Source organism: Roseateles sp. P5_E4 (genome assembly GCF_054049255.1).
In genome coordinates, this window is sequence record NZ_JBFUMS010000018.1 from 17,797 (window position 1) to 43,318 (window position 25,522).

Genomic DNA, 25,522 nt, shown 5'->3' on the forward strand with positions numbered 1-25,522 from the left:
CGCCCGGCGCGGGCTTACCAACTGCCGGTGTTGGCCATCGACGCCCAGGGCTCGGCCGGCGCCAGCGACGGGCCGGCCTGCAGCAGCTCGATGGAGATGCCGTCGGGCGAGCGCACAAAGGCCATGCGGCCATCGCGCGGCGGGCGGTTGATCGTCACGCCGTGGTCCATCAGCTTCTGGCAGGCGGCGTAGATGTTGTCTACGGCGTAGGCCAGGTGGCCGAAGTTGCGGCCGCCGGTGTAGGTCTCTGCCTTTCCGTCGGCGTCCGGCCAGTTGTAGGTCAGCTCGACCTGGGCGTCTTCGTCGCCTGGCGCGGCGAGGTAGATGAGCGTGAAGCGGCCGGCGCTGCTTTCGGAGCGCTTGACTTCGTGCAGGCCGAGGGCGTCGCGGTAGAAACGCAGCGACGCGTCGACGTTCTCGACGCGCACCATGGTGTGGAGGTATTTCATGGTCGTGATTGTCGACGCCTCTGCTATTTCTTTCGCTGTTGCACGGACTTGATCCACCGCGTCGTCGGCGTCTCCTTGGGAGGCCGGGTGGCGCGAAACACAAGCCACACAAGAAGCACGTAAACAGGCAGGAAGGGGATCAGCAGCCAGTGCCCAGCCAGAAGCCATTGCGCGCCGCTTTGAGGCTTGAACACGATGCCGATGCCGCTGACGAACAGCAACCAGGGCAGGACAAGGATAAGCAGGCGCTTTACAGAACGCATTCCATTCGGATCAAGGTTGTCGCGAAGGATTGTCGATTGCAACGATTGGATTGGAAGCCAGTCAGGCGGTGAAAATGCTTTCCGCGTGCGCCTTCATGGCCTGCAGCCCTGCCTCGATCATGGTGGCGATGGCCGGTGCCAGTGCGTGGGGCAGCAGGTCGGCGATCCAGACGACGCGGCAGCGTGAGCTGCCTTCCTCAAAGATCTGCGTCGAGGCGTTGTGGTGGGTCAGCCGCCCGCCGACGGCCGACCAAGCGATGCGGCGGCGGTCGTCGTCGATGTCGACGATGAGTTCGCGCACCGTCATGCCATTGGCGAAGCGGAGCTCGCGGGCCTGTTCATCACTCGTATTGCCGTCCATCCTGCACTCGGTGACGAAGGCGGGCGCGAGGCGGGTGTGCAGCGCGCCGGGATCGCGCATCGCATCCCAGAGGGTGGCGGCGGGGACATCGACGAGGATTTCGCGGTGGATGGAGGCCATGGCCGTCTCCAGAAATGATGGCTCATGGTGGCCGCTTGGCCAGCCCTGCGCTGGCCGGAACCGGACATCTCCAACCGTCCCCACGCGTCAGTAGTCCAGCCACTCCATCGGCGCGACGAGGGCGTCGCCGCGGATGCGCTCCAGCGTGCCGGTCAGGATGTCGATGTTGTTGTCGAAGCTGCCATGACTGGCATCGATCTGGTCACCGGCCTTGGTCGTGCGGATCTTGGGCGTCGTCACGCGGTTCAGTAGGTTGCCGCCGGGCCACAGCTTGAGCCAGGCGGCAACGTCGGCATTCGGCGGGCCGGCCCACTGGTCGTCCAGCCACGCCGCGTCCGGCGGCACCAGGGCGCGCTCCATGCCCAGCAGCGGCTGTTTGCGGATGTCGTCCAGCGCGCGCGACACGAGGTAGAGCAGGGACTTGCCGTAGATGTCGCGCTCGGCGTTGGGCAGACCGTCGGCGCGCTCGTTGGCATCGGTCAGCACGTGCAGGCGCAGGCGGTCCAGCGACAGCACGCCAGCCTGGCCGGCCGCACCGTAGTGCTGCACGGCGAAGCCGCTGGAGCAGGCGGCGGCGTAAAGCTCGCAGCTGGCGGCCTGCACGACGTTGGCACCACCCAGGCGGCCGAGCAGATGGCCGATCAGGATGGAGCCGGCCGAATGGCCGATGAGGTGGACTTCCAGCGTCTTGCCGCTCTTGGCCAGCGCGTCGCGCAGCTCGCGCAGCATGCGGGCGGCCAGGTCCAGCACATGGTCGGCTGTCGCGCCACCCTCGGCGTTCTCGCGCATCTCGCTCCAGATGCCGCGCGCGAACTGGCGGCCCACGGCCTCGATGGCGCGGTCCTTGGCCTCGGCGGCGACCTCACGCAGGCGGTCCAGCATGCCGGTACTGACATCGGCCGAGTCGACGATGCGGTGCTTGAGATCCTCGAGCATGTCCGTCAACGTCTCGCCCGGGCCAGTCTTCCACGTGAAGAACAGCGGGTAGATGCCGTTGGCCAGGAAGTAGGGCGCCATCACGCGGATGCGCTGGACGGAGCCGATCTCCGAGTTCAGCCCGCCGTGGGCGTAGATGGCGAGCTTGACGGTTTTGCCCTTGCTGGCCTTGAACCAGGCCGCGGGGCGCTCGACGACGATCTCGCGCGCCAGGCCTTCGCGGTCGTCGCGGGCACGGGTGAAGTCGGTCGCCATCAGTTGGCCGTCGTTGCCCGAGACCAGGGTGTGGGTGTAGGCCTCGTCGGTGCGCAATGGCTGGTAGGGCTTGTGGGCGAAGACGTGGTTGATGGGCCAGGGGTCATCGCGCGGGTTGTCATCGACACGCAGCGTCGCGCCAACGTCCGACAGGCCGCGGCCGGCCATGGCGCGAAACCCGCCGGCCACGCGCGCGGCCTTGGCGCCTCTTGCCGTCTTGGCTGCCACGGCTTGGCGGCTCTTGATGTCCGACAGGTCCTGGGGCACGCCCAGGGCAACGGCCCAGGCATCGGTGCCGTTGGTGATCCAGTCCTCGTAGCTGAGGACGGCGAAGCCGCTGGCGCCCCAGCCGGTGCCCCAGCTGTTCTGCACGACGAAGCCGCGCTCGTTGTAGCCCACCAGCGCAAAGGCGTGCCCACCGGTCTTGCGGGCCATGCGCTCAATGCGCGGCAGCTTGTCGTGGCTGGCCGGCATGGGCGATTCGTCAAGCGTCCAACCGTCGTGCACGTCGCCCGAGACATAGATGGCGCCGATCTCGTAGATGGCTGCCTGCATGTCGACGACGCTCTTCTTGTCGACGCGGTAGTAGACGCCGAGCGCTCGCGTCGTCGCGTCATCGTCCCAGCCCGCCGCGGGGCGCTCGAAGATGCCGTTGCCCTTCTTGTCCAGCGGATAGGGCCACAGCTTGAAGGAGCAGACGCCGTGCTTGTGCCAGCCCTTGAGGGCGCCGCGGCAGGACGAGCCCTCGTAGTCCTGGCCGGGCCATTCGTCGTAGAGCTTGGCCAGCTCGTAGAACATGCGCGGGCTGACGGTTTCGGGCTGCGTGCGGCTGCGTGGCGCGTCGAGGTGGCGCAGCCAGTAGAGGTAGTTGGTCACGCAGGCCAGGCCGAAGCCCGTGCAGGCGCCCTCGTTGCCCTGGTTGAGGATGCGGCCGGCCTTCACGTAGGCGGGCAGCAGTCGCTTCAGGTCGCTGTCCATCGGCCAGCGCGGCGGCAGGGAGCGCAGCGGCGAGCGGTAGACAAGATCGCGCAGGTCCAGGCGATCGGGGCGTGCGTCCAGCTTGGGTGCGGAAACGGCGTTGGCGGCGGCTTTCTTGGCGGTGGCGGGCTTGCGGGTCTTGGTGGCCATGGTGGTCTCCTCGGGAGGACGGCGGATGATGGCCGCAGCCTTTCGCACGGACAAGTCCGCATGCGAGACTGATCCCCATGTTTAAGGTCTGTATCGTCGGCCTGGGGGCCATCGGCGGCTGGATGGCCGCGCATCTGCAACGCGTCGAAGGTGTGGCCGTCAGCGCCCTGGCCCGCGGCGACACGCTGGCGGCCGTGCGTGAGCAAGGCCTGCGGCTGGACAGCGGCGAGGACAGCTGGCGTGCGCCGCTGCGCGTGAGCGGCGACGTGGCCGAACTCGGCCTGCAGGATCTGGTCATCCTCGCCGTCAAGGGCCCGGCCATCGCCGGCGTCGCGGCCCAGGTCGCCCAGCTTTGCGGGCCGGACACGCGCGTGCTCACGGCGCTGAACGGCCTGCCATGGTGGTTCACGGCCGGCTTGCCCGTGCAGGGGCTGACGCTGAAATGCGTGGACCCCGATGGCCGCATCGCCGCGCTGATCCCGCCCCAGCGCGTCATCGGCTGCGTCGTGCATGCCAGCTGCGCGCTGCGCGGCCCGGGCTGGGTCCACCACGTGATGGGCAACGGTCTGCTGATCGGCGAGGCCACGGGCGGCACGAGCCCGGCCGTCGATGCGCTGCTCGCGCTGCTCGGCGACGCCGGCTTCGAGGCCAAGGCGGCCGAGAGCATCCAGCGTGACGCCTGGTACAAGCTATGGGGCAATATGACGACCAACCCGGTCTCGGCGCTGACCCGCGCGACGACCGACCGCATCCTGGATGACGACCTGGTGCGCGAGTTCACGACGGCCATCATGGGAGAGGCCGCCGAGGTCGGCGAACGCATGGGCTGCCCGATCTCGCAGACGCCACAGGACCGCCACACCATCACCCGCTCGTTGGGGGCGTTCAAGACCTCGATGCTGCAGGACATCGAGGCCGGCCGACCCATCGAAACCGACGCATTGCTAGCCGCGCCGCGAGAGCTGGCGCAGCAGCTCGGCGTGGCGACGCCGATGCTGGATGCATTGCTGGGGTTGACGAGGTTGATGGACCAGGTGCGCGCCGGCGACAACTGAGCGACCTGCGCAGTTTTGCGGATGGCGCCGCCTGCGCGCCTGCTTACGCTATGCGGACTGGGAGGGAACCGACATGGCGACACAGTGGGTTCGAATCATGGCCAGCGCTGCGGCGCTCACTTCAGCCGGCCTGGCGGCGGCTCAGGCTCGCGGCAGCGATGGCCAAGTACGCGAGGCGCTGGCGGAGGCCATCAAGGCGCTGAAGACGTCGCAGGAACTGCAGCGGCGTTGCGATGCGTCCCGCGCGGCGGTACAGGCGCTGGACGTGGGCGGTCTGGCGACGTCCGCCGAATTGGATGCCGCGGCGGAGCAATTCGACGCGACGGAGGCGCAGTGCGCGCAGGCGGTCGCGGCGCAGGGCCGTCTGCTGGCTGCACGGCAATCGCTCAAGCGTATGCGAGGGGAGGAGGCGGTAGTGCCCACGCTGACGCTCGCACAAGCCGCGGCGCCAGCCGTCGCTGCCGCGGCTGCGCCGGTACAGCCGCGCGGCGAGATGTCCCCGCAGACGGTCGAGGCCACTCTCCTGCGGGCGGAGATGCGGACATTCGGCGCGTCGGACATGGAGCTGAGCAGCAGAAAGACTTTGGAGGAACGTGCGCTCGCTGTGAGATACCTCAGCTTCCTGGAGCGGCAGCCTGATGCGAGAGGCTCGTACGGCGGCAGTGCCGTGACCCTGTCGGCGGGGGAGGAGGGCACCGAGGCAGCGTTGAAGCTCTCCGTCAAGGCGCCTGACAACCAGGTCTTCACGGACGGGTCGCTGACTCTGTCTGCCCCGCTGACCAAGGGGTCTGCATCGTTCTACGGCAACAGGGATGCGCTACGGCAATCGCTCGCCCTGACAGCGGCGGCCAACTTCCGCTTGCGCAACAGCCTTGCTTCGGACGGCAACGGTCTCAACCTGCTCTACAACATTGGCGTGAACGCTCGCGTGCAGGAAACGACCTACGACTACTTCGCGGGCAATGGTCCCTGGACGGCGGCCAAAGAAAAGCATCGGCCCTGGTCGGTCGGCGTGCAAGCGGTGGGGGCCCTTGCCAAGCAGCAAGACGCAGACATTGGTACCTGGCAGATCAATCTCGACCGGAAATCGACCTGGAAAGCCGCTCAGGGCCAGACGCGTTGCCCCTTGCCGGGCGCCGGCAGCACGTCGGTACTCTGTGAAATAGGTGCCTTTGGCCCGCCGAAACAGGCATGGTTATGGTCGCTGGCCGGGGAGTACCGGCGCGAATTCGGCAGGATGGGGGTTGCGCCCAAACTAACCCTAGGCCGGCGCCACGAGGTGAAGCAGGATCGACTGGACCTGCCCATCTACTTCATTCCGAGCCTGGCGAAAGACGGCACGCCTGACTACAACAAGCTGAGGGCCGGCATCAGCTACACATGGGATCGCACGCGCAACACATCAGTGGCAGCACCCAGCCACGACATCGACCGGCGGTTCAGCTTGTTCTTCAGCACGCCATTCGACAGTTTCCGCATGCCCTAATTTGGAAGATGTTGCCGGCGGGTCAGCGGCGGACCTTCGCCCACCGCTCATGGCCGCGGCAGCGCCCGCCTGAGGTCCCGCGCCCTGTCAATAAGGCAATCTGCCCGCGTGGCGCTTCCAGTGCCGCGCCACCTCGCCCTTGCGCATCGCCTCGGCGAAGGCGGCATCCAGGCGTGGCAGCAGCTCCGCCGCCGCGCTCCCCCGTGCGGCGACCACATGGAAGGCCGGTGGTGAGACGTCCGACAGCGGCGCATGGGCCAGCCCCGGCGTGGCCAGGTGGTCGACCTTGCCGAGCTCCCATTGCTCGATGACTTCGAGTTCTTCGACGAAGTAGTCGCAGCGGCCGAGCAGCAGTTTCTCGATCAGCTGCTGGTAGTTGCGCGCCCCCTGGTCCAGGTCACCCGGGCCCAGGCCGTAGTGGGCATAAGTTGAACCGTTCTTGCCACAGCCGCGCCAGCGCTTCAGCCCGGCGCGGTCGGCAATCTGCAGCGGTTGCGCTGCGCGGAAGAAGACCTGGGGCGTGAACGTCTTGTAGGGTTTGGAAAAAGCCAGCAGCTTGCCGCGCTCGTCGTCGTAATAGGCCGCGAGCGCGAAATCGATCTCGCCGGACGCGACGGCCCGCAGGCAGCGCTTGAACGGCAGGTCGCCGATCAACTTGAGCTCGACGCCGAGCTTGGCAAACAGCGGCGGCCAGAGATCGACGAGGAAGCCGTTCAGCTGCTGCGGCTGGCCCGGTGTGCGGTATAGCCAGGGCGGCCCGATGCCGGGTTCACCGCAGGCGGTGAGGGGGGCGGCCTGGGCGCTGACCGCCGTAGCCGCTACGCCCGCTAGCCATGCGATTGAGCGCATCCAGCGGCGGCACAAGAGACGAGAGAGACGAATCATCTGCGCGCGAGTCTATGCCCGCCGCTAACGGGATTCACGGTCTGACACGCGCCCAACGTTCGTGGTCGCGCCAGCGACCGGCGATCTTCAGATAGCGCGGTGAATAGCCCTCAAGCGCGAAGGCGCAGCGCCGTGCGAGCGCGATGGACGCCAGGTTGCCAGGCTGGATATTGGCCTCGACGCGGTGCAGGCCGAGCTCCTTGAAGGCATGCCGAACGACAGCGTTCAGGCCCTGTGTCATCAGCCCGCGCCCCTCGAAGCCGGCGAAGGCGTAATAGCCCAGGTAGCCGCTGCACAAGGCGCCCATGACGATATTGGTCAGGTTGATGGCGCCGGCCAGCTCGCCATCGTCCTCCACGACGAAACCGTGATGAGCGGCGCCGTCGAAGCGGGCGAGATGGCGTGCGAAGGCTTTTGCATCACACGGCGGCTGCACCCATGGGCGATGCAGCTGGCGGCTGGCTTGCGCGGCAGCGATGAAGGCGGCTTCGTCCGCTGCCGTGACTGTGCGGATCACCGGCCCAGCGGCGCGATGCCCAGCCATGCCGCGTGCGCCCAGAACGCGAACAAGGCCCACAACGCGATGCCGACGACGACGGTAGCCGCCGTGCCGGCTACCGTGCCGGCGGCCGGTGCCGGCCCCGGGCGGCGCCGCGCTGCCCGGAACACGAGGATGGCCCAGACGAGGAAGCTGCCGAACAGCATCACGTCGGCCAGCGTGTTGTTGGCGATCAGGTGAGCAAAGGCCCAGACCTTGACTGACAGCGTCATCGGATGTTGCAGCTTGGCCTTGATGTGATTGCGCGGCACATAGGCTGCGGCCATCAGGATCATGGCGACGAGCATCAGCGATGCGGCCGCGTGGTTCATGCCGTGGATGGGCGGCCACAGCACGATGGGATTGAGCCGCGCTTGCGAGAAGCCCCAGAGGATCAGCCCGAAGCCGATGAGGGAGACCACGGTGTAGAGGCCCTTCCAGCCCTTCTCGCCGAGCCGCGCCATTTGCGCGTCGCGCCATTGCGGCGCCAGCGCGCGAATCAGGTGGATGCCGAGAAAGAGGGCGAGGCCGAGGGCAAGCCAGGTCATCGTGGTCTCCAGTTCTGTCCGGTTCAGGTTTGTCGGTCGACGCGCAAAGCCAGCACGACCGAACTGTTGGTGCGCAGCACGCCGTCGATCTCGCCGATCTCGTCGAGCAGAGCGTCGAGCCGGGCCGTAGTGTCGGCGCGCAGCAGTGCCATGTAGTCGAACTCACCACTGACGGAGGCGAGCTGGCGCAGCTCGGGCAGTTCTGATAGTCGCTTGACGACCTCACGCCCGGCCTTGGGGCTGACGGTGATGCCGACAAAGGCCTGCACGCTGCGGCCGGCTTCATCGCCGCCCAGGCGCGCCGTGTAGCCGACGATGCGGCCGCTGGCCTCCAGCCGTGCCAGCCGTGCGACGACGGTGGTTCGCGCGACGCCGAGCTTGCGCGCCAGCGTCGCCGTGCTCTCCCGCGCATTGGCCTGCAGCAGCAGGATCAGGCGTCGGTCCAGGTCGTCTGGCGAGGGGTTCGGGTTTACCCGCGATTCATCCATAACGACGAATCATCGCGACGAATCGTCGAAACAGCAATTGCTTTCGTCGGAGTGGTGCTTTCTTTCGTCATCACCACTGCCTAGAGTTCGGCCCAACGCAAACACCTGCCTGGAGCCCCTCATGAAGATCGCCCTGCTTGGCGCCGGCCACATCGGCCAGACCATCGCCCGCCTGCTGCACGCCACTGGCGACTATCAAGTGACGGTGCTGGACAAGAACCCCGGCTACCTGAAGGTGCTGGCCGCCGAGGGCATCTCCACCGCCGAGGTCGACAGCGACAACCGCGCCGCCCTGGCTGCCCAACTGCGCGGCAAGGACGCCGTCGTCAACGCGCTGCCCTACCACCTGGCCATCACGGCTGCCGAACTGGCCCTGGAGTGCGGCTGCCACTACTTCGACCTGACCGAAGACGTCGCCGCCACCAAGGCCATCATGAAGATGGCCGAGGGCGCCAAGACCGCCTTCATGCCGCAGTGCGGCCTGGCGCCGGGCTTCATCGGCATCGTGGCCCACCACCTGGCCAGCGGCTTCGACTCGGTACGCGACGTGCAGATGCGCGTCGGCGCCCTGCCGGCCTTCCCGACCAATGCGCTGAAGTACAACCTGACCTGGTCGGTCGACGGCCTCATCAACGAGTACTGCCACCCCTGCGAAGCCGTCCACGAAGGCGAGACCATCTCTGCGCTGCCGTTGGAAGGCCTGGAGCACTTCAGCCTGGACGGCACCGAGTACGAGGCATTCAACACCTCGGGTGGCCTGGGCACGCTGTGCGAGACCTGGGCGGGCAAGGTGCGCAACCTGGACTACAAGACCGTGCGCTACCCCGGCCACCGCGACCTGATGCAGTTCCTGCTGGGCGACCTGGGCCTGAAGGGCGACCAGAACCTGCTGAAGGACATCATGCGCAAGAGCATGCCCGCGACGATGCAGGACGTCGTCCTCGTCTTCGTGACCGTGTCCGGCCAGAAGAACGGCGTGCTGCTGCAGGAAGTCTTCGCCCGCAAGATCTTCGCCACGCGTGACGGCGCCCAGCCGCTGAGCGCCATCCAGATCACGACGGCCGCTGGCATCTGCGCCGCGGTTGATCTGTTCCGCGAAGGCAAGCTGCCGCAGAAGGGCTTTGTCCGCCAGGAAGAGGTCAGCTTGCCCGACTTCCTTGCCAACCGCTTCGGCTCGGCGTATCAACAGTCCCGTCAGGTCGAATCGATCTCGTGAGGACAATGTTCGTCATGAAGCAACAAACCCTCTCCGTTCTCGACGCCCTCGGCGTCCACCTGCCGCAAACCTCGAACTCGGGCGGCGACCTGACCGTGCGCTCGCCCATCGACGGCAGCGTGCTGGCCCAGTTGCCCACCGCCAGCGCGGCCGACATGAAGGCGGCCGTCGGCCGTGCAGCCGAGGCCTTCAAGGCCTGGCGCGTCGTGCCCGCCCCCAAGCGCGGCGAGCTGATCCGCTTGTTCGGCGAAGAGCTGCGTACCCACAAGGCGCAACTGGCCCAGCTGGTCTCCATCGAAGCCGGCAAGGTCACGAGCGAAGGCCTGGGCGAAGTCCAGGAAATGATCGACATCTGCGAGTTCGCCGTCGGTCTGTCGCGCCAGCTGCATGGCCTGACCATTGCCAGCGAGCGCCCGGGCCATCGCATGATGGAACAGTGGCTGCCGCTGGGCGTCGTCGGCATCATCTCGGCCTTCAACTTCCCCGTGGCCGTCTGGGCCTGGAACTCGGCCCTGGCCCTGGTGGCCGGCGACACCTGCGTGTGGAAGCCGTCCGAGAAGACGCCGCTGACCGCGCTGGCCACGCAGGCCCTGTTCGAGCGCGCGCTGAAGGCCTACCGCGCCGCCGGTAACGCCGCGCCTGACGGCCTGTCCGAGCTGATCATCGGCCGCGCCGATGCCGGCGAAGCGATGGTCGACGACGCCCGTGTGGCGCTCGTCTCCGCCACCGGCTCGACCCGCATGGGCCGCGCCGTTGGCCCGCGCGTGGCGGCCCGCTTCGGCCGTTCGCTGCTGGAGCTGGGTGGCAACAACGCCATCATCGTCACGCCCAGCGCCGACCTGGAGCTGGCTGTGCGCGGCATCCTGTTCGGCGCCTACGGCACGGCCGGCCAGCGCTGCACGACGACGCGCCGCGTCATCGCCCACGAGAGCATCCATGACGCCCTGGTCGAGCGCCTGGACCGCGCCCGCGCCCAGCTGCCCATCGGTTCGCCGGTTGAGCAGGGCACGTTGATCGGTCCGCTGATCGACGCGCAGTCCTTCGACGCGATGCAGTTTGCCTTGAGCGCTGCACGCGAGCAGGGCGGCCTTGTGTCAGGTGGCGAGCGCGCGCTGGCCGACCGCTTCCCCGAGGCCTACTACGCCGTGCCGGCTCTGGTGCGCATGCCTTCGCAGACCGAAGTGGTGTGCCACGAGACCTTCGCGCCCATCCTGTACACGCTGAAGTACAAGACGCTGGAAGAAGCCATCGAGCTGCAGAACGGCGTGCCGCAAGGCCTGTCGAGCGCGATCTTCACAACCGACATCCGCGAGGCCGAGCGCTTCATGAGCGCCTCGGGCAGCGACTGCGGCATCGCCAACGTCAACATCGGCACGTCCGGTGCGGAGATCGGTGGCGCGTTTGGCGGCGAGAAGGAAACCGGCGGCGGCCGCGAGAGCGGTTCGGACGCGTGGAAGGCGTACATGCGCCGCACCACCAACACCGTTAACTATTCAAGTGAGCTGCCTCTTGCTCAGGGGGTGAAGTTCGACATCTGAGTCGACTTCGTCGTGGGAGGGCTGAGAACTAGGCTATAGTCCGGCCTCCCTGAAAGCCCAGGTGGCGGAATTGGTAGACGCACTAGTTTCAGGTACTAGCGGGTAACTCCGTGGAGGTTCGAGTCCTCTCCTGGGCACCAAACAAGAAAGGCCAGCACGCAAGTGCTGGCCTTTTGCGTTTGGGCCCAGGAGAGGGCTCGAAGGGCGCGTCGTCGTGGACCGAGGACAAGCCCTGCGGCTTGTCCGACGCCTCGACGAAGGCTTCGCGCCTCTGGCGCGTTGCCGTCCGCCGGGGTCGCCGGAGGTGACCGAGTCCCCGCTGAGGTGCCCTCGATGGGCGCCTTAGCGAGTGGTGGCGGCAACCGAGCCCGCTGTGATGGCGCCAAACCACCGCTCCTCAAACTCGGCAGCCGGCACTCCCTTCCCAAACCACCACCCCTGCCCCCAATCACATCCCATCTCCCTGAGCGCCACCATCTGCGCCTCCGTCTCCACCCCTTCCGCCACCACCTCCATCCCCAGCTCATGCGCCATCGTCACGATGGCCCGGCACAGCGCCAGTGCCTTGCCGCCGTTCTCCAGCCCGGCGACAAAGCTGCGATCGATCTTGACGGTGTCGATGTCGTGATGCTGCAGATAGCTCAGCGACGAATAGCCGGTGCCGAAGTCGTCCAGCGAGATCGCCAACCCTGCCTCGCGCAGCGCCCGCAGCCGCTCGGCCACCGCTTCATCGCGCTCCAGCAGCAGCCCTTCGGTGATCTCCACCGCCAGCGCGTCGCCGGGCAATCCCAGGCCGCGCAGATGCGTGACCCAGTCCGGCTGCACACGGTGGCTGCGCTCGCCGAGAAATTGCACCGGTGACTTGTTGACGCTGATCTGGAAGCCCTCGTGCCCCGCCGCGCGCCAGGCCAGCACCTGGGCTGCGGCCTCACGAAAGACCCAGTCGCCGATGTCGACGATGAAGCCGCTGGTCTCCGCGATCGGGATGAACTGGGCCGGGCTGACGTCACCCAGTTGCGGGTGGGACCAGCGCAGCAGCGCCTCAGCCTTGCGCGGCGGCGCGGTCGGGTCTTGCAGCGACAGGATGGGCTGATAGACCAGGCTGAATTGCGACAACCGCAGCGCCTCGCGCAACTCGGCCACCAGCCGGGCGCGCCGTTGCGCGGCCTCGTGCAGGGCCGGCGTGAACAGGCTCATGCGGTTGCGGCCCGCGCCCTTGGCTTCATACAGCGCCAGATCAGCGTGCTTGAACAGGGCCTCGATCTCGACGCCATCGCGGGGCGCCAGGCTGACGCCGATGCTGGCCGATACATAGACCCGCTCGCCGGCGACCTCGAAGGCTTCGGACAAGGCTTCCAGCAAATCGTGCCCGACGCGCTCGGCCGCGAGCACCGCCTGATCCGTCGCCAGCAGCACGGTGAACTCGTCGCCACCCATGCGCGCGACCACGCCGCCCGGGGGCATGTGCTCCTGCAGCCGCCCCGCCACCTGCACCAGCAGCGCGTCACCGACGTCATGGCCCAGGGAGTCGTTGACCTCCTTGAAATGATCGAGGTCGACGAACATCACGGCGAGCTCGTCGCCGCGCAGCGCGCGCAGGGCCAGCGCCCGCTCGATGCGTTCGCGCAGCGAGCGGCGGTTGGGCAGGCCGGTCAGCGTGTCGACACGCGCCTGCTGCCAGACCAGCGCCTCCTGGCGCTTGCGATCGGTGATGTCGGTGTGCGTGCCGACCATGCGCAACGGCCGACCGGCCGTGTCCCGCGCGATGACCATGCCGCGGCTCAGGATCCATTTCCAGCTGCCGTCCTTGGCCAGCACGCGGTGTTCGTTGCGGTAGAGCGGCGTGCGGCCGGCGAAATGGTCCTCGCGGTCCTTGTCCATCTGCGCCAGGTCGTCGGGATGGGTGCGCGCGTCGAAGGCCTCCGGTGTCGCGTCGACGTCGCCCGGCTCGAAGCCATAGAGGCGCAGATAGCGCTCGGAGAAGTATTCGATCCCGGCCTGCACATGCCAATCCCAGACGCCGTCGCCGCTGCACTCAAGCGCCAGTTTCCACACCTCGTCCGCCTCGCGCAGCCGCGCCTCGACCGTGCGGCGCGCGGCGATGTCGGTGTGCGTGCCCAGCCAAAGCGGCGAGTCCGGCAGGCGCTGGGCCTGGGCCAGCACCCACTGGTTGCCCAGGCGGTACTCCATCTCGAAGCGGCCGCTGCGCTGCGCCGCCGCCCACTGAGCCGAGAAGGCGCTGCGGTCCTCCTCGTGCAACCAGTTGACGAGGGCAGCCGGCAGGGCGGGGCGGTTCAGCGCCTCGGCCAGGCGCGCGTTCATCCACAGCAGCCGGCCCTGCGCGTCGGCCTTCCACACTTGCTGGGGCAGGGCATCGAGCAAAGAGGAAAAGTGCACGTGGGCTGACATCAACGATGGATACGGGACTCTGCCGAGACTGTATGCCTCTCGCGATAAGCCACAATCGCGCCCGCCCGAGCCGTTCGGGCGCGTTTTTGGACGAGACCCCCCGCATGAACAAGACCGATCTGATCGAACACCTGGCCGCCAAGCACGAGCTGAGCAAGGCTGAAGCCGGCCGCGTCCTCGAGACCCTGCTGGACGCCATCGTCACCACCGTCAAAAAGGGTGGTGCGGTGTCGATCCCGGGCTTCGGCTCCTTCAAGCAGCACGCACGTGCTGCCCGCAACGGCGTGAACCCCAGCACCGGCGCCAAGATCAAGATCGCCGCCGCCAAGCTGCCCAAGTTCACCGCCGGCGCTGGCTTCAAGGCCGCCGTGGACCCCAAGGCTGCAGCCAAGAAGGCCGCTGCCAAGCCCGCCGCCAAGCCGGCCGCCAAGGCCAAGAAGAAGTAAGTAGAGCAGTCGCATGGAACCCCTCTCGGATGATTTCCGGGCCGGGCGCTGGGCCGCTCCCGAGCCGGCCCGCGCTGGCGATGTGCTTGCCGGTCAATCCGGCAAGCATCGCCGTCCCCTCGGGGGCTTCGGCCGGACACATACAGCCCAGTGGGCTGGATGTGCCTGCCGAAGGGCGGCGGCGCAAGCCGCAGCGCGGTCTGCAAGACCGGCCAAGGTAATCCTTGGACGAGGGGCTCCATGACCCCGCGCGGTACCACCCCCACCATCGTCGACGTTGCCCGCGAGGCGGGCGTGTCGATCAAGACGGTATCGCGCGTGCTCAACCATGAGCCCGGCGTGCATGAAAGCACCCGGGATCAGGTGCTCAAGGTGGTGGAGGCGCTGCGCTACCGGCCCAAGCAGTCGGCGCGCAGCCTCGCAGGTGGACGGTCCTTCCTGATCGGCCTGCTCTATTACGACCCCAGCGCGATCTTCGTCGGCAGCGTGCAGCAAGGCGCCACGGTGCGATGCCGCGAGCTGGGGTATCACCTCGTTGTCGAGTCACTTCACAACGATGCGCCCGACCTGCGCCAGCAGATCGACCGCATGGTGATGGCACTGCGCCCCGACGGCATGATCCTGACGCCGCCGCTGTGCGACAACCCCGAGGTGCTCGCCGCGCTGCGCGAGAACGGCACGCCCTGCGTGCTGATGTCGCCCGAGCGCGACCTGCGTGGGGTGCCTTCGGTGCGCATGGACGATGTGCATGCGGCCGAAGAGATCACCAATCTGCTGCTCAGCCTGGGCCACCAGCGCATCGCCTTCATCAAGGGGCCGCCGGACCAGTCGGCCAGCGCGGCGCGCTACCAGGGCTTCGTCAACGCGCTGCGCGCGCATGGCCTGGAGCCCGACCCCGAACTGATCCAGCCCGGCGCCTTCACTTTTGAGAGCGGCCGCGACGCGGCCCATCAATTGCTCAGCCGCCGCCAGCGGCCGACTGCCGTGTTCGCCAGCAATGACGACATGGCCCTGGGCGTGTTGGCTGCTGCCCAGCGCCTGGGCCTGCCTGTGCCCAACGACCTGTCGGTGGCTGGCTTCGACGATTCGCCGACCGCCGCCCTGGTGTGGCCGCCGCTGACCACCGTGCGCCAGCCGGTCGCCGAGATGGCACGCACGGCGGTGGAAATGCTGGTCGCGGGCCAGCGGCCCGACGCCTCAGCGGGGCCGGCCGACGAGGCCGACCTGCACAAGGTGCTGCGGCACGAACTTGTCGTGCGGGACTCCACGCGCGCCCGCTGAGCCGGCGCGCTTTCGCCTCGGCCCTCCTGCTTTGATCGGCCCGTTGCGGCGCTGCCGTTACCGCTAACAGCGCGTATTGACAGCGTTGTCATTTGTCGGGCAAGATGACGACGCCACGGGGGCAGGTGTCGCTTCAAACCTGTTTGCCCGAGCTGCTTGATGGTCCGACGCTCGCCGCCATCAAAGCGGTCGGCCTGGTAGCGGTACTTCCAATTCAAACAACACAGGAGACGTCATGAAGCGCTGCCGCTGCCCTGCGGATTCGGCCGTTCCGCCCTCCTGACCCGCCTTCGCTCCGTCGTCGCGGCGCCACCGCCGTCTTGCTCAGCTTTTTGCCCCTGCCTCTCCGCCATGAGCCTTGCCAACCTCGACCGCATCGACCCCGCTGCACTCGCCCAGTCCTTCCCGCCCGGCTTTCTCTGGGGCGTCGCCACCAGCGCCGCGCAGATCGAGGGCGCCGCCTTCGAGGACGGCAAGGCCGCCTCCATCTGGGACCATTTCTGCCGCCAGCCGGGTCGCATCAAGGATGCGTCCAACATCGACGTCGCCTGTGACCACTACCACCGCTTCCGCGACGACGTCGCGCTGATGAAGGGTCTGGGCCTGGACTGCTACCGCTTCAGTTTCAGCTGGCCGCGCGTGCAGCCGCTGGGCGAGGGCGCCTGGAACGAGGCCGGCTTCGCCTTCTATGACCGTCTCATCGACGCCCTGCTCGAAGCCGGCATCCAGCCCCACGGCACCCTCTATCACTGGGACCTTCCGCAGGCCCTGGACGAAAGCATCGGTGGCTGGCTGTCGCGCGGCATCGTCAGCCGCTTCGCCGACTACGGCGCCGAGATCGCGCGCCGCTTCGGCGACCGCCTCGCCAGCATCGCGACGCACAACGAGCCCTGGTGCACGGCGACCCTGGGCTACGAGACCGCACAGTTCGCGCCTGGCCGCACCAGCCGTGCCGAGAGCCTGCAGGTGGCCCACCACCTGATGTTGTCCCATGGCGAAGCCATCGCCGCGATGCGCGCGGTCACCAAGACCAAGCTCGGCATCGTCCTCAACCACACGCCGTCCTTCCCCGCCACGCCCAACGAGGCCGACCGCCGCGCCGCCCGCATCGACGACGGGCTCAACGTGCGCTGGTACATGGACCCGATCTTCCGCGGTGCCTACCCGGCCGACGCTGTTGAATACGTCGGCGCCGACGCCCCACGGGTCGAAGCCGGCGACTTGGACCGCATCCGCCAGCCGCTGGACTTCCTCGGCATCAATTTCTACACGCGCAGCCTCTTCGGCGCGGACGGCAAGACCGTCCCGGGTCCGGGCAAGCGCGGCTTCACCGACATGGGCTGGGAGATCGTGCCCGAGGTCTTCGCCCAGCATCTGGTGCGCCTGGCGCGCGAGTACAACCCGCCGCCGATGTTCATCACCGAAAACGGCATGGCCAATGCCGACCGCGTCGTCGACGGCCGGGTACCCGACAAGGAGCGCATCGCCTACCTGTCGGCCCACCTCCAGGCGTTGTCCACCGCCATGAGCCTGGGCGCCGACGTGCGCGGCTATTTCTACTGGAGCCTGCTCGACAACTTCGAGTGGAACTCCGGCTACGACAAGCGCTTCGGCCTCGTCCATGTCGACTACGCGAGCCAGCAGCGCCTGCTCAAGGACAGCGCCCACTGGTATCGCGACTTCGTTGCCCTCCATCACGCCCGACGGTGAGAGGGGCTTCGACGCGGCCTCACTCAGGCCGCCGGTCATGCATTCCTCCGCGTTTGCCCCGACTAAGCGGCGGGAAATCGGTCACGTTCAGGYGCTAAGCTCCGACTTGCGCCCCGCCGGTACTTTTCCCAGCCGGTAGCGGGCGCGATCGGCCGATTTGACGTATGAYAGGAGACCGGTTCGAGCACTGCGGCAGGGCTGCCGGAGCTCGGGCCGGGTCGAGGGTGCCCGGCGCACGGGTTTTGAGCGAATGCAGGATAGAACAAGCGATCCACTGATCGATGTCAGCCAGTTGGCGGTCGGGATGTTCATTCATCTGGATCTCGGCTGGATGTCGCATCCCTTCCCCTTGTCGAGCTTCAAGATCGCCTCCAGCGATCAGTTGCTGATCCTGCGCCGCCTTGGCTTGACCCAGGTGCGCTGGAGCCCCGCCAAGAGCGACCTGGACCTGCAGTCGTCCGAGGACGCCGTGGCTGCGGATGCCGGCGACGTCAGTGCTGCAAGCGACAGTTCCGCCCCCTCGCAACCCAGCCCTGAAGATCTGGCTCGCGAAGCCCACCGCCGCGCTCTGGCCGCCCAACGCGAGGCCCTGCGTCTGTGCGAGGAGCAGTACGGCGAGGCGGCCAAAGGCTTTCGCGGTGTCATGGACCTGGTCCAGCCCGACCCCCATGCCGCCCGTACCCAGGCCGAGAGCCTGACCGCCGCACTGCTCGACAAGATGCTGGTCGAGGGTGATCTCAATATGCGGCTGCTCAATGAGGCCGCGGGTGACCGCAGCACGGCCCATGCGCTGAACGTCTGCATCATTGCCCTGCTGCTCGGCCGCGCTTTCGGCCTCGGTCGCGACGAGATGATGGACCTGGGCGTCGGCTCGCTGCTGCACGACGTCGGCAAGCTCGAGGTCGCTGCGCGCCTGCGCCACCGCGACGAAAGCTTCACGGCGGCTGAGACCCAGGCCTACCAGCAGCACGTCGTCAAGGGCGTGGCCATCGCCCAGACCATGGGCCTGGCACCCGGCCCGCTGCTCATCGTTGCCCAGCATCATGAGCATGCCGACGGCAGCGGCTTCCCGCAAAAGATCAACATGGACCGCATGAGCACCGGCGCGCGCATCGTTGCGCTGGTCAACCGCTTTGATGGCTTGTGCAATCCGCTGATCACGTCCAAGGCGATGACGCCCCACGAGGCGCTGTCGCTGATGTTTGCGCAGGGCCGCAATCGCTTCGACGCGACCATGCTGAACGCCTTCATCCGCATGATGGGTGTCTACCCGCCGGGTTCCACCGTGCAGCTCACCGATGACCGCTATGCGCTGGTCGTTTCGGTCAATTCGGCGCGTCCGCTGAAGCCTCGCGTCATGGTCCATGACGTCAAGGTGGTCAAGGAAGAGGCGCTGATCCTCAACCTCGAAGAGATGCCCGACCTCGGCATCCGGCGCAGCCTCAAGCCCCAGTTCCTGCCGCGAGCGTCGCTCGACTACCTCAGCCCCCGGGCGCGCATCGCCTACTTCTTCGACGCCGCGAGTACGGGACCAGGGGAGTTGGCCGCGTGAACGCCGGCCGCGAGGCGAACTCAGCCTTGCCCCGCGTCTCGGAGGCGCCGTCCGTGATCGGTGCGCTGCTGGAAGGTCTGCCCGAGCCGGCCTGGCTGGTGGATGGTGAAAGTCTGACCGTCAACGCAGTCAACCGCGCCGCGTTGCGCCTGCTCGGTCTCAAGCCCGAACGGGCGCTGGGCCAGCCGCCGGCCCTGTTGTGCGGCTCGCTGGAGGACGAGGCCTTCTGGCAGGGCGCCGCCCGCGATCCTTTCGCCCGAATCCGCTCCGACACGGTGCTGACTCACAGCGACGGCCAGCCGCGCTGGGTCAGCCGCAGCATCAGCCCCGTCCACACGCCCGACGGCGGCCGCTACTGGCTGGTGCTGCTGCATGACCAGACGCGCCGTCGCCGCGCCGAAGCCGAACGCGAAACCCTGCTGGCCGAACTGCGCGCGACGCTGGAGTCCACCGCCGACGGCATCCTCGTCGTCGACCTGGGCGGCCGCGTGCGCAGTTTCAACCGCCGCTTTGCCAAGCTCTGGGGCCTGCCCGGCGGGCTGCTGCATGAGCCCGGCGACGCCGGCCTGTGGCTGAGCCTGCAGCGTGTCATGCGCGACGGCGAGCAGTACCGCCTGCGCATCGAGTCACTGCTGGACGCGCCGCTGATGCGCTCCAGCGACATGCTGCGCCTGGCCGATGGCCGCGTGCTGGAGCAGGTCTCGCTGCCGCAGATGAGTCGCGGCGAGCCCATCGGCCGGGTCTTTTCATTCCGCGACCTGAGCGAGAAGCTGGCTGCGCACCAGCGCATCGAGGAGCTTGGCCGTTCCGACGTGCTGACCGGCGCGCCCAACCGCCGCGCGCTGGCCGACCGCATCGTGCAGCAGATGGCCGCCGTCGAGACTGGCCAACCGGCGCCTGCTGAATCTCCCACTTTTGCGCTGCTGCATCTCGACCTGGACCGTTTCAAGCAGATCAACGACACCCTGGGCCACAGCTATGGCGACCGCGTGCTGCGCGAGGTCGTCGAGCGTCTGCGCGGCGCCGTCGGTGCCAATGACACCTTGGCCCGACTGGGCGGCGATGAATTCGCGCTGCTGATCGACGGTGCCCAAATGTTCGAGGCCGAGGCCGCCGCCCGCCATGTGCAGCAACTGCTGGCCCAGCCCTTCAGCTTCGACACGTTGAGCTTCACCGTCACGGCCAGTTGCGGCATCGCCCTGCACCCCGGCGACGGCAGTTCGCCCGACGAGCTGATGGCCAGCGCCGAACGCGCCATGCACTGGGTCAAGGAAAGCGGCCGCGCGGGCTTCCGCTTCCACGTGCCGCGCAAGGAAGTCGACCTGCTGTCGCGCATGCGCCTGGACCACGACATGCGCCAGGCCCTGGCCGAGGGGCGCTTTCGGCTCCACTATCAACCCCAGGTCGAGCTGGGCAGCGACCGCGTCATCGGTGCCGAGGCGCTGATCCGCTGGCGAGACCCCCAGCGTGGCGACATTTCGCCCGCCGAATTCATCCCCCTGGCCGAGGAGAGTGGCTTTGTTGTCGCCATCGGCGAGTGGGTGCTGCGCGAGGCCGTCGGCCAGGCCGCCTACTGGTTGGGCCGCGGCCTGCGCATGCCGGTCGCGGTCAACGTGTCGGCCCTGCAGTTCCAGCAAGCCCATTTCGTCGAGACGGTGGCTGCAGTCCTGCGCGAGGCCACGCTGCCGGCCAGCCTGCTCGAACTGGAATTGACCGAGGGCGTGCTGCTCGGTGATGCCGAGGAGGCTCTCAAGCGCATGCGCGCGTTGGCGGCGCTGGGCGTCACGCTGTCCATCGACGACTTCGGCACCGGCTACTCCTCCCTGGGCTATCTCAAGCGCTTCCCCATCCAACGCCTGAAGATCGACCGCAGCTTTGTGCAGGGCCTGCCCAGCGACGCCAGCGATGTCGGCATCGCCAACGCCATCGTGCAGATGGGCCGGGCCCTGGGCCTGCAAGTCATCGCCGAAGGTGTCGAGACCGAGGCCCAGCGCGACTTCCTGGCCCAGGCCGGCTGTCATGAGTTCCAGGGCTATCTGTTTGCCAGGCCGCTGCCGCCTGACGAATTCGAGCAGCGCGTGCGCCCGCGCCGCCATGTCGTCGACTCGCCGGTGTCCGGCTGGCTGGGGTTGGCCAGCGCCTGAAACGGCACCCCTCGCCCAGTCCCGCCCTGCTGAACGCCGGCGTGTCTGGTCGGTCTTGCAGACCGCGCAGCGGCAGTGCCGCTGCTCCTCGGCAGGCACGTCGCGCCCACTGGGCGCAACGTGTCCGGCCTCAGCCCCCGAGGGGACGGCGATGCTTGCGGCATCGAGCCGCAAGCATCGCCCAAGGCGGGCCGGCTTGGGAGCGGCCCGGCGCTCGGCCCGCGCAAGTACACGCGCACAATGCGGCCATGCTCTACCGCTTCAAATCCAAGGCTGGCGCCGACGTCATCATGATGGCCGATTCGGCCGATGCCGTGCTGCGCCTGATGGGGCGCGAACCCGCCCAACAAGGCATCCTCGAAGTGGCTGCACTGCCGGGCCTGATCCAGGCGCTGGAAGCCGGCGTGGCGGCCGATGAGGCGCAATTCCAGCGCAGCGTCGACGAAGCCAAGGCCGCCGGCGAGGCCGTGCCGCGCCGCCAGGGCGTGTCCCTGCGCCAGCGCGCCTGGCCGCTGCACGAGTTGATGCAGCGCAGCATGAAGGAAAAGGCCGACGTCGTCTGGGGTGTCTAGTTGCGATGGAAGAAGTCACTCGACTGATCCTGATCCGCCACGGTGAGACTGCCTGGAACCGCGCCACGCGAATCCAGGGGCATACCGACATCCCCTTGAGCCCGCTGGGTCTGGCCCAGGCTCAGCGCCTGGCCGAGGCCATGGCCGACGAGCCGTTGGCGGCCATCTATTCCAGTGATCTCAGCCGTGCCCGCCAGACCGCCGAGGCCGTGGCCGGCGTCCAAGGCCTGGCCATCCACTTCGACGCCGCCCTGCGCGAGCGCGCCTTCGGCCGGTTCGAGGGGTTGAGCTGGGAAGAGATTGATAGGGGTTATCCCGAGGATGCCGCCCGATGGCGGCGTCGTGAGCCCGATTTCGCCGTCGGCGGCGGCGAGAGCCTGACCGTCTTTAGCGCGCGCTGCGTCGCTGCGGCCCGCCGCGCCGCCGCGGCCCACCCGGGGCAGAGCATTGCGCTCGTCGCCCATGGCGGCGTGCTGGACTGCCTCTACAGGGCTGCGACCCGGTCCGCCCTGGACGCGCCGCGCAGCTGGCAGCTCGGCAATGCCACCATCAACCGATTGCTGGCAACAGCCGAAGGATTCACGCTGATCGGCTGGAACGACGACCGCCACCTGGCCGGGCTGAGCGCCGACGACATCGCGGCTTGATGCAGGCAGGGCGGGCTTTTCAAGGTCCCTAGGCCCACTGTTGCATCCACGCGTCGCTGCGGTCGGGCGCGGTAAAAGCCGCTCCTATACTGGCCGCCACTGGTCCTTCAAGGCAGGCCCATGGCCTCGCCCAACCTCTCTACAAAGGCAAAACGATGAAGAAGATTGCACTCGTCGCCGCTCTGGCCGCCACCGCCGCCGCGCCGGCTTTCGCACAAAGCGTGACCCTGTGGGGCCGCATCAACACCACCGTCGAAAGCCAGAAGTTCGGCTCGCAAGACCGCAAGGTCGTTGTGCAAAACAACTCGTCGCGCCTGGGCCTCAAGGGCAGTGAAGACCTCGGCGGCGGCCTGAAGGCTTCCTTCTCGCTGGAACACGGCCTGAACAGCGACACCGGTGCGGCTACTGGCGGCACGACTTTCTGGAACCGCGCTTCCTGGGTTCAGCTGGAAGGCGGCTTCGGTGGCATCCGCCTCGGCAAGTGGTTCCCGGGCTCGTATTTCGCGACTGCCGACTACGTCAGCAATCACAACCACGACACGGGCACCTCGGCCGATGCGCTGTACGCGACCCAGTTCTACACGAACAATAAGGTCTCCTACTTCACCCCGACCGCTGGTGGCTTCTCCGCCGAACTTTCGGCAGCCGCAGGTGAAAACACGACGACTCGCGCTTTCGACGTCGCTGTGAACTACGACATGGGCCCCGCCCATGCCGGCCTCGGCTACGAAAAGAAGGGTGACTTCACCCAGATCGCCATCCGCGGCCTGTACGAGTTTGGCCCCGTCGTCATCGGCGGCTATGTGCAGCGCGCTGAGAACACCTTTGCCGGCGTCGGCAAGAAGGACTGGAACGTCTGGCGCGCTTCCGGTATGTACGTCATGGGCCAGTCCGAGTTCCACCTGAACTTCGGCAAGGCCGACAAGATGGTGGCCGACGACGGCGCCAAGCAGCTGACGGTTGGCTACAACTACAACCTGAGCAAGCGCACCAAGGTCTACGGCTTCTGGACCAAGGTCGACAACCAGTCCAAGGGCAACTACCAGACCGGCGTCGCTGGTCAGGACTTCAGCTCGCTGGCTGCTGGTATCCGCCACAACTTCTGATCCTTCGGGACCGGAATACAGAAAGCGCCCCTCGGGGCGCTTTTTTATTGGTGCCTTGCGGCGCCGTTTTCATTCCCCGAACAGATCGGGTGCCGTCTTGCCGCCCGGTGGCGTCAGGCCCAGATGCCGGTAGGCCGCCAGTGTCGCGATGCGGCCGCGGGGCGTGCGCTGCAGAAAGCCCTGCTGGATCAGATAGGGCTCGATGACGTCCTCGATGGTGCCGGCCTCTTCGCCGATGGCGGCGGCGACGTTCTCCAAACCGACCGGACCACCATCGAAGCGATGCACGATGGCTTCCAGCAGCTTGCGGTCCATCAGGTCGAAGCCCTGTGGATCGACGTCCAGCATGGCCAGCGCCCTGTCGGCGATGCCGGCAACGATGCGGCCGTCAGCCTTGACCTCGGCGTAGTCGCGCACGCGGCGCAGAAGGCGGTTGGCGATGCGCGGCGTGCCGCGTGAGCGGCGGGCGATCTCCAGCGCGCCGTCGGCGTCGATGGGTGCGCCCAGCAGGCCGGCGGACCGCGTCACGATGCGCTGCAACTCGGCCGGCGTATAGAACTCCAGCCGGGCGACGATGCCGAAACGGTCGCGCAGCGGGTTGGTCAGCATGCCGGCGCGCGTCGTTGCACCCACGAGCGTGAACGGCTGCAGGTCCAGCTTGATCGAGCGCGCCGCGGGGCCCTCGCCGATCATGATGTCGATCTGGTAGTCCTCCAGCGCCGGGTAGAGGATTTCCTCGACGACGGGGCTCAGGCGGTGGATCTCGTCGATGAAGAGGACGTCGTTCTTCTCGAGGTTGGTCAGGATGGCGGCCAGGTCCTTGGGCTTCTCCAGCACCGGGCCGGAGGTCTGGCGCAGGTTGACGCCCAGCTCGGCCGCGATGATGTGGGACAGCGTCGTCTTGCCCAGGCCCGGCGGGCCGAACAGCAGCACATGGTCCAGCGCCTCGCGGCGCTTGCGGGCTGCGCCGATGAAGATCTCCAACTGCTCGCGGGCCTTGACCTGGCCGACGTAGTCATCGAGATGCTTGGGCCGCAGTGCACGCTCCATCGCCTCCTCGCGGCTGGACTCGGGCGCGGCGCTGACGACGCGGGGCGCCGGAGCGAAGTCGTCGGTCTGGATGCTCATGTCAGCTTCTTCAACGCCAGCTTGATGCCGTCGCTGACGCCGACATCAGGGGGCAGCACCTTCAGCGCGGCGGCGGCGTCTTTCTCGCTGTAGCCCAGCGCGACCAGTGCTTGCAGGATGTCGGCCTGCGTGTCGTTGGTGACGGCGGCGGGCAGAGCCAGGTCGGCGCCGAGCTTGCCCTTCAGCTCCAGCAGCAGCCGCTCGGCCGTCTTCTTGCCAATGCCCGGCACCTTGGTCAGCCGACCCGCATCCTGGCGCGACACGGCCTGGGCGAGTTCTGAAACCGACAGGCCCGACAACAAGCCCAGGGCCATCTTCGGCCCGACGCCACTGATCTTGATGAGCTGGCGGAAGGTGGCGCGCTCTTCGTGGGTGAGGAAGCCGAACAGCTGGTGCGCGTCCTCGCGCACGGTCAGGTGGGTCAGCAGCACGGCCCGCTCGCCCAGGCCGCCGAGGTTGAAGAAGGTGCTCATCGGCACGTCCACCTCGTAGCCCACGCCCGCCACGTCGATGACGACCTGCGGCGGTGATTTCTCGGCGATGACGCCAGACAGTCTTCCAATCATCGGCCCATTATCTGGGCCGAAGGGCGATCAGTTCCTGCCGAACAACCCGAGTCGTTGAGCTTCCAGCGCCGCCTCGGCACGCGAGCTCACATTGAGCTTGCGGTAGATCTGCTTCACATAGTCGGCAATGGTGTGGCGGCTCAGGCCCAGCTGCACGCCGATCTCCGGCAGCGTGTAGCCCTTGGCCACGCGCAGCAGCACCTCGGTCTCGCGGTCGGTCAGCGACACCTCGTGCAGCAACGCCTGCGAACTGGGCTTTTTCTGAGCCGCGAAGTAGGCGATGACCTTGCGCGCGATGGACGGCGACAGCGGCGGCTCGCCGCCGCTCATGCGCTGCAGCTGCTCCACCAGCAGCTCGCGGGACTGTTCCTTCAACAGATAGCCGAAGGCACCGGCCTGCAAGGCAGGGAAGAGATGCTCGTCGTCGTCGTGGATGGTGACGATGACCGACTGCACTTCGGGCTGCTTCTCGCGCAGCGCCGCGATGACCTCGACGCCCGAACCGTCGGGCAGGCCCAGGTCCAGCAGGGCCAGCGTGAAGCGCTGGCCATTGACCAGGGCCAGCGCGTCCTGCACCCGCGAGCACTCGGTGATCTGGGCGTTGGCGAACACCTGCTTGACCAGCGCCTTGAGCCAGGCGCGGATCTCCGGGATGTCTTCGAGCAGCAGGATGTGGTTCATGGGAGCCTCGGCAT

General features: G+C 67.6%; 24 protein-coding genes and 1 tRNA gene. 13 read left to right on the top strand and 12 right to left on the bottom strand.

Features of this window, described 5'->3' with window-relative positions; all coding sequences use genetic code 11:
• Positions 1-14: 14 nt before the first annotated feature.
• The 4 genes from ACXJLH_RS26685 to ACXJLH_RS26700 form a co-directional block, all read right to left on the bottom strand.
• Positions 15-449: a VOC family protein gene (locus ACXJLH_RS26685; protein WP_457324485.1), complete on the bottom strand. Its 435-nt coding sequence runs from the start codon at positions 447-449 to the stop codon at positions 15-17.
• A gap of 23 nt (positions 450-472) precedes the next feature.
• Positions 473-754: a hypothetical protein gene (locus ACXJLH_RS26690; RefSeq protein ID WP_457324486.1), complete on the bottom strand. Its 282-nt coding sequence runs from the start codon at positions 752-754 to the stop codon at positions 473-475.
• Between the two features lie 19 nt (positions 755-773).
• The gene (locus ACXJLH_RS26695) at positions 774-1,193 is read right to left on the bottom strand and encodes an SRPBCC family protein (RefSeq protein WP_457324487.1); all 420 of its coding nucleotides are present in this window, start codon (positions 1,191-1,193) and stop codon (positions 774-776) included.
• A gap of 87 nt (positions 1,194-1,280) precedes the next feature.
• On the bottom strand, positions 1,281-3,512 hold the full coding sequence (locus ACXJLH_RS26700) for a C1 family peptidase (protein ID WP_457447386.1): 2,232 nt from the start codon (positions 3,510-3,512) through the stop codon (positions 1,281-1,283).
• Between the two features lie 77 nt (positions 3,513-3,589).
• Here ACXJLH_RS26700 and ACXJLH_RS26705 point away from each other — a divergent pair, with 77 nt between their 5' ends.
• Positions 3,590-4,567 carry a 2-dehydropantoate 2-reductase gene (locus ACXJLH_RS26705; RefSeq protein ID WP_457447388.1) on the top strand — a complete coding sequence of 326 codons (978 nt, stop codon included), beginning with the start codon at positions 3,590-3,592 and terminating at the stop codon, positions 4,565-4,567.
• 73 nt (positions 4,568-4,640) lie between these two features.
• Positions 4,641-6,053: a hypothetical protein gene (locus ACXJLH_RS26710; protein WP_457447390.1), complete on the top strand. Its 1,413-nt coding sequence runs from the start codon at positions 4,641-4,643 to the stop codon at positions 6,051-6,053.
• A gap of 87 nt (positions 6,054-6,140) precedes the next feature.
• Here ACXJLH_RS26710 and ACXJLH_RS26715 read toward each other — a convergent pair whose 3' ends face one another.
• From ACXJLH_RS26715 to ACXJLH_RS26730, 4 genes are all read right to left on the bottom strand, one after another.
• Positions 6,141-6,902: a substrate-binding periplasmic protein gene (locus ACXJLH_RS26715; RefSeq protein ID WP_457447392.1), complete on the bottom strand. Its 762-nt coding sequence runs from the start codon at positions 6,900-6,902 to the stop codon at positions 6,141-6,143.
• 70 nt (positions 6,903-6,972) lie between these two features.
• Positions 6,973-7,482 (bottom strand): GNAT family N-acetyltransferase, encoded by a 510-nt coding sequence (locus ACXJLH_RS26720; protein WP_457447394.1) that lies wholly within the window; start codon positions 7,480-7,482, stop codon positions 6,973-6,975.
• Positions 7,452-8,024 (bottom strand): NnrU family protein, encoded by a 573-nt coding sequence (locus tag ACXJLH_RS26725; protein WP_457447396.1) that lies wholly within the window; start codon positions 8,022-8,024, stop codon positions 7,452-7,454. The genes ACXJLH_RS26720 and ACXJLH_RS26725 overlap by 31 nt, the downstream gene beginning before the upstream one ends.
• A 23-nt stretch (positions 8,025-8,047) precedes the next feature.
• Positions 8,048-8,512 carry an Lrp/AsnC family transcriptional regulator gene (locus ACXJLH_RS26730; RefSeq protein WP_457356190.1) on the bottom strand — a complete coding sequence of 155 codons (465 nt, stop codon included), beginning with the start codon at positions 8,510-8,512 and terminating at the stop codon, positions 8,048-8,050.
• Positions 8,513-8,633: 121 nt separating this feature from the next.
• On the opposite strand from ACXJLH_RS26730, the gene ACXJLH_RS26735 reads away from it, so the two are divergent.
• The 3 genes from ACXJLH_RS26735 (at position 8,634) to ACXJLH_RS26745 (ending at position 11,406) form a co-directional block, all read left to right on the top strand.
• Positions 8,634-9,728, top strand: a complete 1,095-nt coding sequence (locus tag ACXJLH_RS26735; protein ID WP_457447398.1) for a saccharopine dehydrogenase NADP-binding domain-containing protein — start codon at positions 8,634-8,636, stop codon at positions 9,726-9,728.
• Positions 9,729-9,742: 14 nt separating this feature from the next.
• On the top strand, positions 9,743-11,266 hold the full coding sequence (amaB, locus tag ACXJLH_RS26740) for an L-piperidine-6-carboxylate dehydrogenase (protein WP_457447399.1): 1,524 nt from the start codon (positions 9,743-9,745) through the stop codon (positions 11,264-11,266).
• Between the two features lie 55 nt (positions 11,267-11,321).
• Positions 11,322-11,406 (top strand) — tRNA-Leu (locus ACXJLH_RS26745).
• Between the two features lie 202 nt (positions 11,407-11,608).
• On the opposite strand, the gene ACXJLH_RS26750 is transcribed toward ACXJLH_RS26745, so the two are convergent.
• Positions 11,609-13,663 (bottom strand): putative bifunctional diguanylate cyclase/phosphodiesterase, encoded by a 2,055-nt coding sequence (locus ACXJLH_RS26750; RefSeq protein WP_457447401.1) that lies wholly within the window; start codon positions 13,661-13,663, stop codon positions 11,609-11,611.
• 116 nt (positions 13,664-13,779) lie between these two features.
• Between ACXJLH_RS26750 and ACXJLH_RS26755 the strand changes: the two genes are divergently transcribed.
• The 8 genes from ACXJLH_RS26755 to ACXJLH_RS26790 all read left to right on the top strand — a co-directional run bounded on the left by ACXJLH_RS26755 (position 13,780) and on the right by ACXJLH_RS26790 (position 23,133).
• Positions 13,780-14,121, top strand: a complete 342-nt coding sequence (locus ACXJLH_RS26755; RefSeq protein ID WP_056194383.1) for an HU family DNA-binding protein — start codon at positions 13,780-13,782, stop codon at positions 14,119-14,121.
• 240 nt (positions 14,122-14,361) lie between these two features.
• Positions 14,362-15,402: a LacI family DNA-binding transcriptional regulator gene (locus ACXJLH_RS26760; RefSeq protein WP_056194380.1), complete on the top strand. Its 1,041-nt coding sequence runs from the start codon at positions 14,362-14,364 to the stop codon at positions 15,400-15,402.
• 351 nt (positions 15,403-15,753) lie between these two features.
• Positions 15,754-17,112: a GH1 family beta-glucosidase gene (locus tag ACXJLH_RS26765; protein ID WP_457447403.1), complete on the top strand. Its 1,359-nt coding sequence runs from the start codon at positions 15,754-15,756 to the stop codon at positions 17,110-17,112.
• A gap of 250 nt (positions 17,113-17,362) precedes the next feature.
• Positions 17,363-18,664 carry an HD-GYP domain-containing protein gene (locus tag ACXJLH_RS26770; RefSeq protein WP_457323898.1) on the top strand — a complete coding sequence of 434 codons (1,302 nt, stop codon included), beginning with the start codon at positions 17,363-17,365 and terminating at the stop codon, positions 18,662-18,664.
• A gap of 26 nt (positions 18,665-18,690) precedes the next feature.
• A complete protein-coding gene (locus tag ACXJLH_RS26775; protein ID WP_082532505.1) occupies positions 18,691-20,808 on the top strand; it encodes a putative bifunctional diguanylate cyclase/phosphodiesterase in 2,118 nt (705 codons plus the stop codon).
• 248 nt (positions 20,809-21,056) lie between these two features.
• Positions 21,057-21,380: a DUF1840 domain-containing protein gene (locus tag ACXJLH_RS26780; protein WP_056194372.1), complete on the top strand. Its 324-nt coding sequence runs from the start codon at positions 21,057-21,059 to the stop codon at positions 21,378-21,380.
• A 5-nt stretch (positions 21,381-21,385) separates the two neighbouring features.
• A complete protein-coding gene (locus ACXJLH_RS26785; RefSeq protein ID WP_056194488.1) occupies positions 21,386-22,027 on the top strand; it encodes a histidine phosphatase family protein in 642 nt (213 codons plus the stop codon).
• A gap of 155 nt (positions 22,028-22,182) precedes the next feature.
• Positions 22,183-23,133 (top strand): porin, encoded by a 951-nt coding sequence (locus ACXJLH_RS26790; RefSeq protein WP_457447405.1) that lies wholly within the window; start codon positions 22,183-22,185, stop codon positions 23,131-23,133.
• Positions 23,134-23,202: 69 nt separating this feature from the next.
• Here ACXJLH_RS26790 and ruvB read toward each other — a convergent pair whose 3' ends face one another.
• Genes ruvB through ACXJLH_RS26805 form a run of 3 tightly spaced genes read right to left on the bottom strand, consistent with a single transcriptional unit; the run spans position 23,203 to position 25,508 of the window.
• Positions 23,203-24,261 (bottom strand): Holliday junction branch migration DNA helicase RuvB, encoded by a 1,059-nt coding sequence (gene ruvB, locus ACXJLH_RS26795; protein WP_056194366.1) that lies wholly within the window; start codon positions 24,259-24,261, stop codon positions 23,203-23,205.
• A complete protein-coding gene (ruvA, locus tag ACXJLH_RS26800) occupies positions 24,258-24,827 on the bottom strand; it encodes a Holliday junction branch migration protein RuvA (protein WP_457356196.1) in 570 nt (189 codons plus the stop codon). The genes ruvB and ruvA overlap by 4 nt, the downstream gene beginning before the upstream one ends.
• Positions 24,828-24,854: 27 nt before the next feature.
• Positions 24,855-25,508: a response regulator gene (locus ACXJLH_RS26805; RefSeq protein ID WP_056194361.1), complete on the bottom strand. Its 654-nt coding sequence runs from the start codon at positions 25,506-25,508 to the stop codon at positions 24,855-24,857.
• Positions 25,509-25,522: the final 14 nt, after the last annotated feature.

Excerpts from the sequence above, each read along its gene's own strand:
- ACXJLH_RS26770 (WP_457323898.1), top strand. The coding sequence starts at position 17,363 with ATGCAGGATAGAACAAGCGATCCACTGATCGATGTCAGCCAGTTGGCG.
- ruvA (WP_457356196.1), bottom strand. The coding sequence starts at position 24,827 with ATGATTGGAAGACTGTCTGGCGTCATCGCCGAGAAATCACCGCCGCAG.
- ACXJLH_RS26735 (WP_457447398.1), top strand. The coding sequence starts at position 8,634 with ATGAAGATCGCCCTGCTTGGCGCCGGCCACATCGGCCAGACCATCGCC.
- ACXJLH_RS26705 (WP_457447388.1), top strand. The coding sequence starts at position 3,590 with ATGTTTAAGGTCTGTATCGTCGGCCTGGGGGCCATCGGCGGCTGGATG.
- ACXJLH_RS26685 (WP_457324485.1), bottom strand. The coding sequence starts at position 449 with ATGAAATACCTCCACACCATGGTGCGCGTCGAGAACGTCGACGCGTCG.
- ACXJLH_RS26715 (WP_457447392.1), bottom strand. The coding sequence starts at position 6,902 with ATGCGCTCAATCGCATGGCTAGCGGGCGTAGCGGCTACGGCGGTCAGC.
- ruvB (WP_056194366.1), bottom strand. The coding sequence starts at position 24,261 with ATGAGCATCCAGACCGACGACTTCGCTCCGGCGCCCCGCGTCGTCAGC.
- ACXJLH_RS26805 (WP_056194361.1), bottom strand. The coding sequence starts at position 25,508 with ATGAACCACATCCTGCTGCTCGAAGACATCCCGGAGATCCGCGCCTGG.
- ACXJLH_RS26725 (WP_457447396.1), bottom strand. The coding sequence starts at position 8,024 with ATGACCTGGCTTGCCCTCGGCCTCGCCCTCTTTCTCGGCATCCACCTG.
- ACXJLH_RS26760 (WP_056194380.1), top strand. The coding sequence starts at position 14,362 with ATGACCCCGCGCGGTACCACCCCCACCATCGTCGACGTTGCCCGCGAG.
- ACXJLH_RS26790 (WP_457447405.1), top strand. The coding sequence starts at position 22,183 with ATGAAGAAGATTGCACTCGTCGCCGCTCTGGCCGCCACCGCCGCCGCG.
- ACXJLH_RS26730 (WP_457356190.1), bottom strand. The coding sequence starts at position 8,512 with ATGGATGAATCGCGGGTAAACCCGAACCCCTCGCCAGACGACCTGGAC.
- ACXJLH_RS26700 (WP_457447386.1), bottom strand. The coding sequence starts at position 3,512 with ATGGCCACCAAGACCCGCAAGCCCGCCACCGCCAAGAAAGCCGCCGCC.
- ACXJLH_RS26780 (WP_056194372.1), top strand. The coding sequence starts at position 21,057 with ATGCTCTACCGCTTCAAATCCAAGGCTGGCGCCGACGTCATCATGATG.
- ACXJLH_RS26755 (WP_056194383.1), top strand. The coding sequence starts at position 13,780 with ATGAACAAGACCGATCTGATCGAACACCTGGCCGCCAAGCACGAGCTG.
- amaB (WP_457447399.1), top strand. The coding sequence starts at position 9,743 with ATGAAGCAACAAACCCTCTCCGTTCTCGACGCCCTCGGCGTCCACCTG.
- ACXJLH_RS26695 (WP_457324487.1), bottom strand. The coding sequence starts at position 1,193 with ATGGCCTCCATCCACCGCGAAATCCTCGTCGATGTCCCCGCCGCCACC.
- ACXJLH_RS26785 (WP_056194488.1), top strand. The coding sequence starts at position 21,386 with ATGGAAGAAGTCACTCGACTGATCCTGATCCGCCACGGTGAGACTGCC.
- ACXJLH_RS26710 (WP_457447390.1), top strand. The coding sequence starts at position 4,641 with ATGGCGACACAGTGGGTTCGAATCATGGCCAGCGCTGCGGCGCTCACT.
- ACXJLH_RS26765 (WP_457447403.1), top strand. The coding sequence starts at position 15,754 with ATGAGCCTTGCCAACCTCGACCGCATCGACCCCGCTGCACTCGCCCAG.
- ACXJLH_RS26720 (WP_457447394.1), bottom strand. The coding sequence starts at position 7,482 with ATGGCTGGGCATCGCGCCGCTGGGCCGGTGATCCGCACAGTCACGGCA.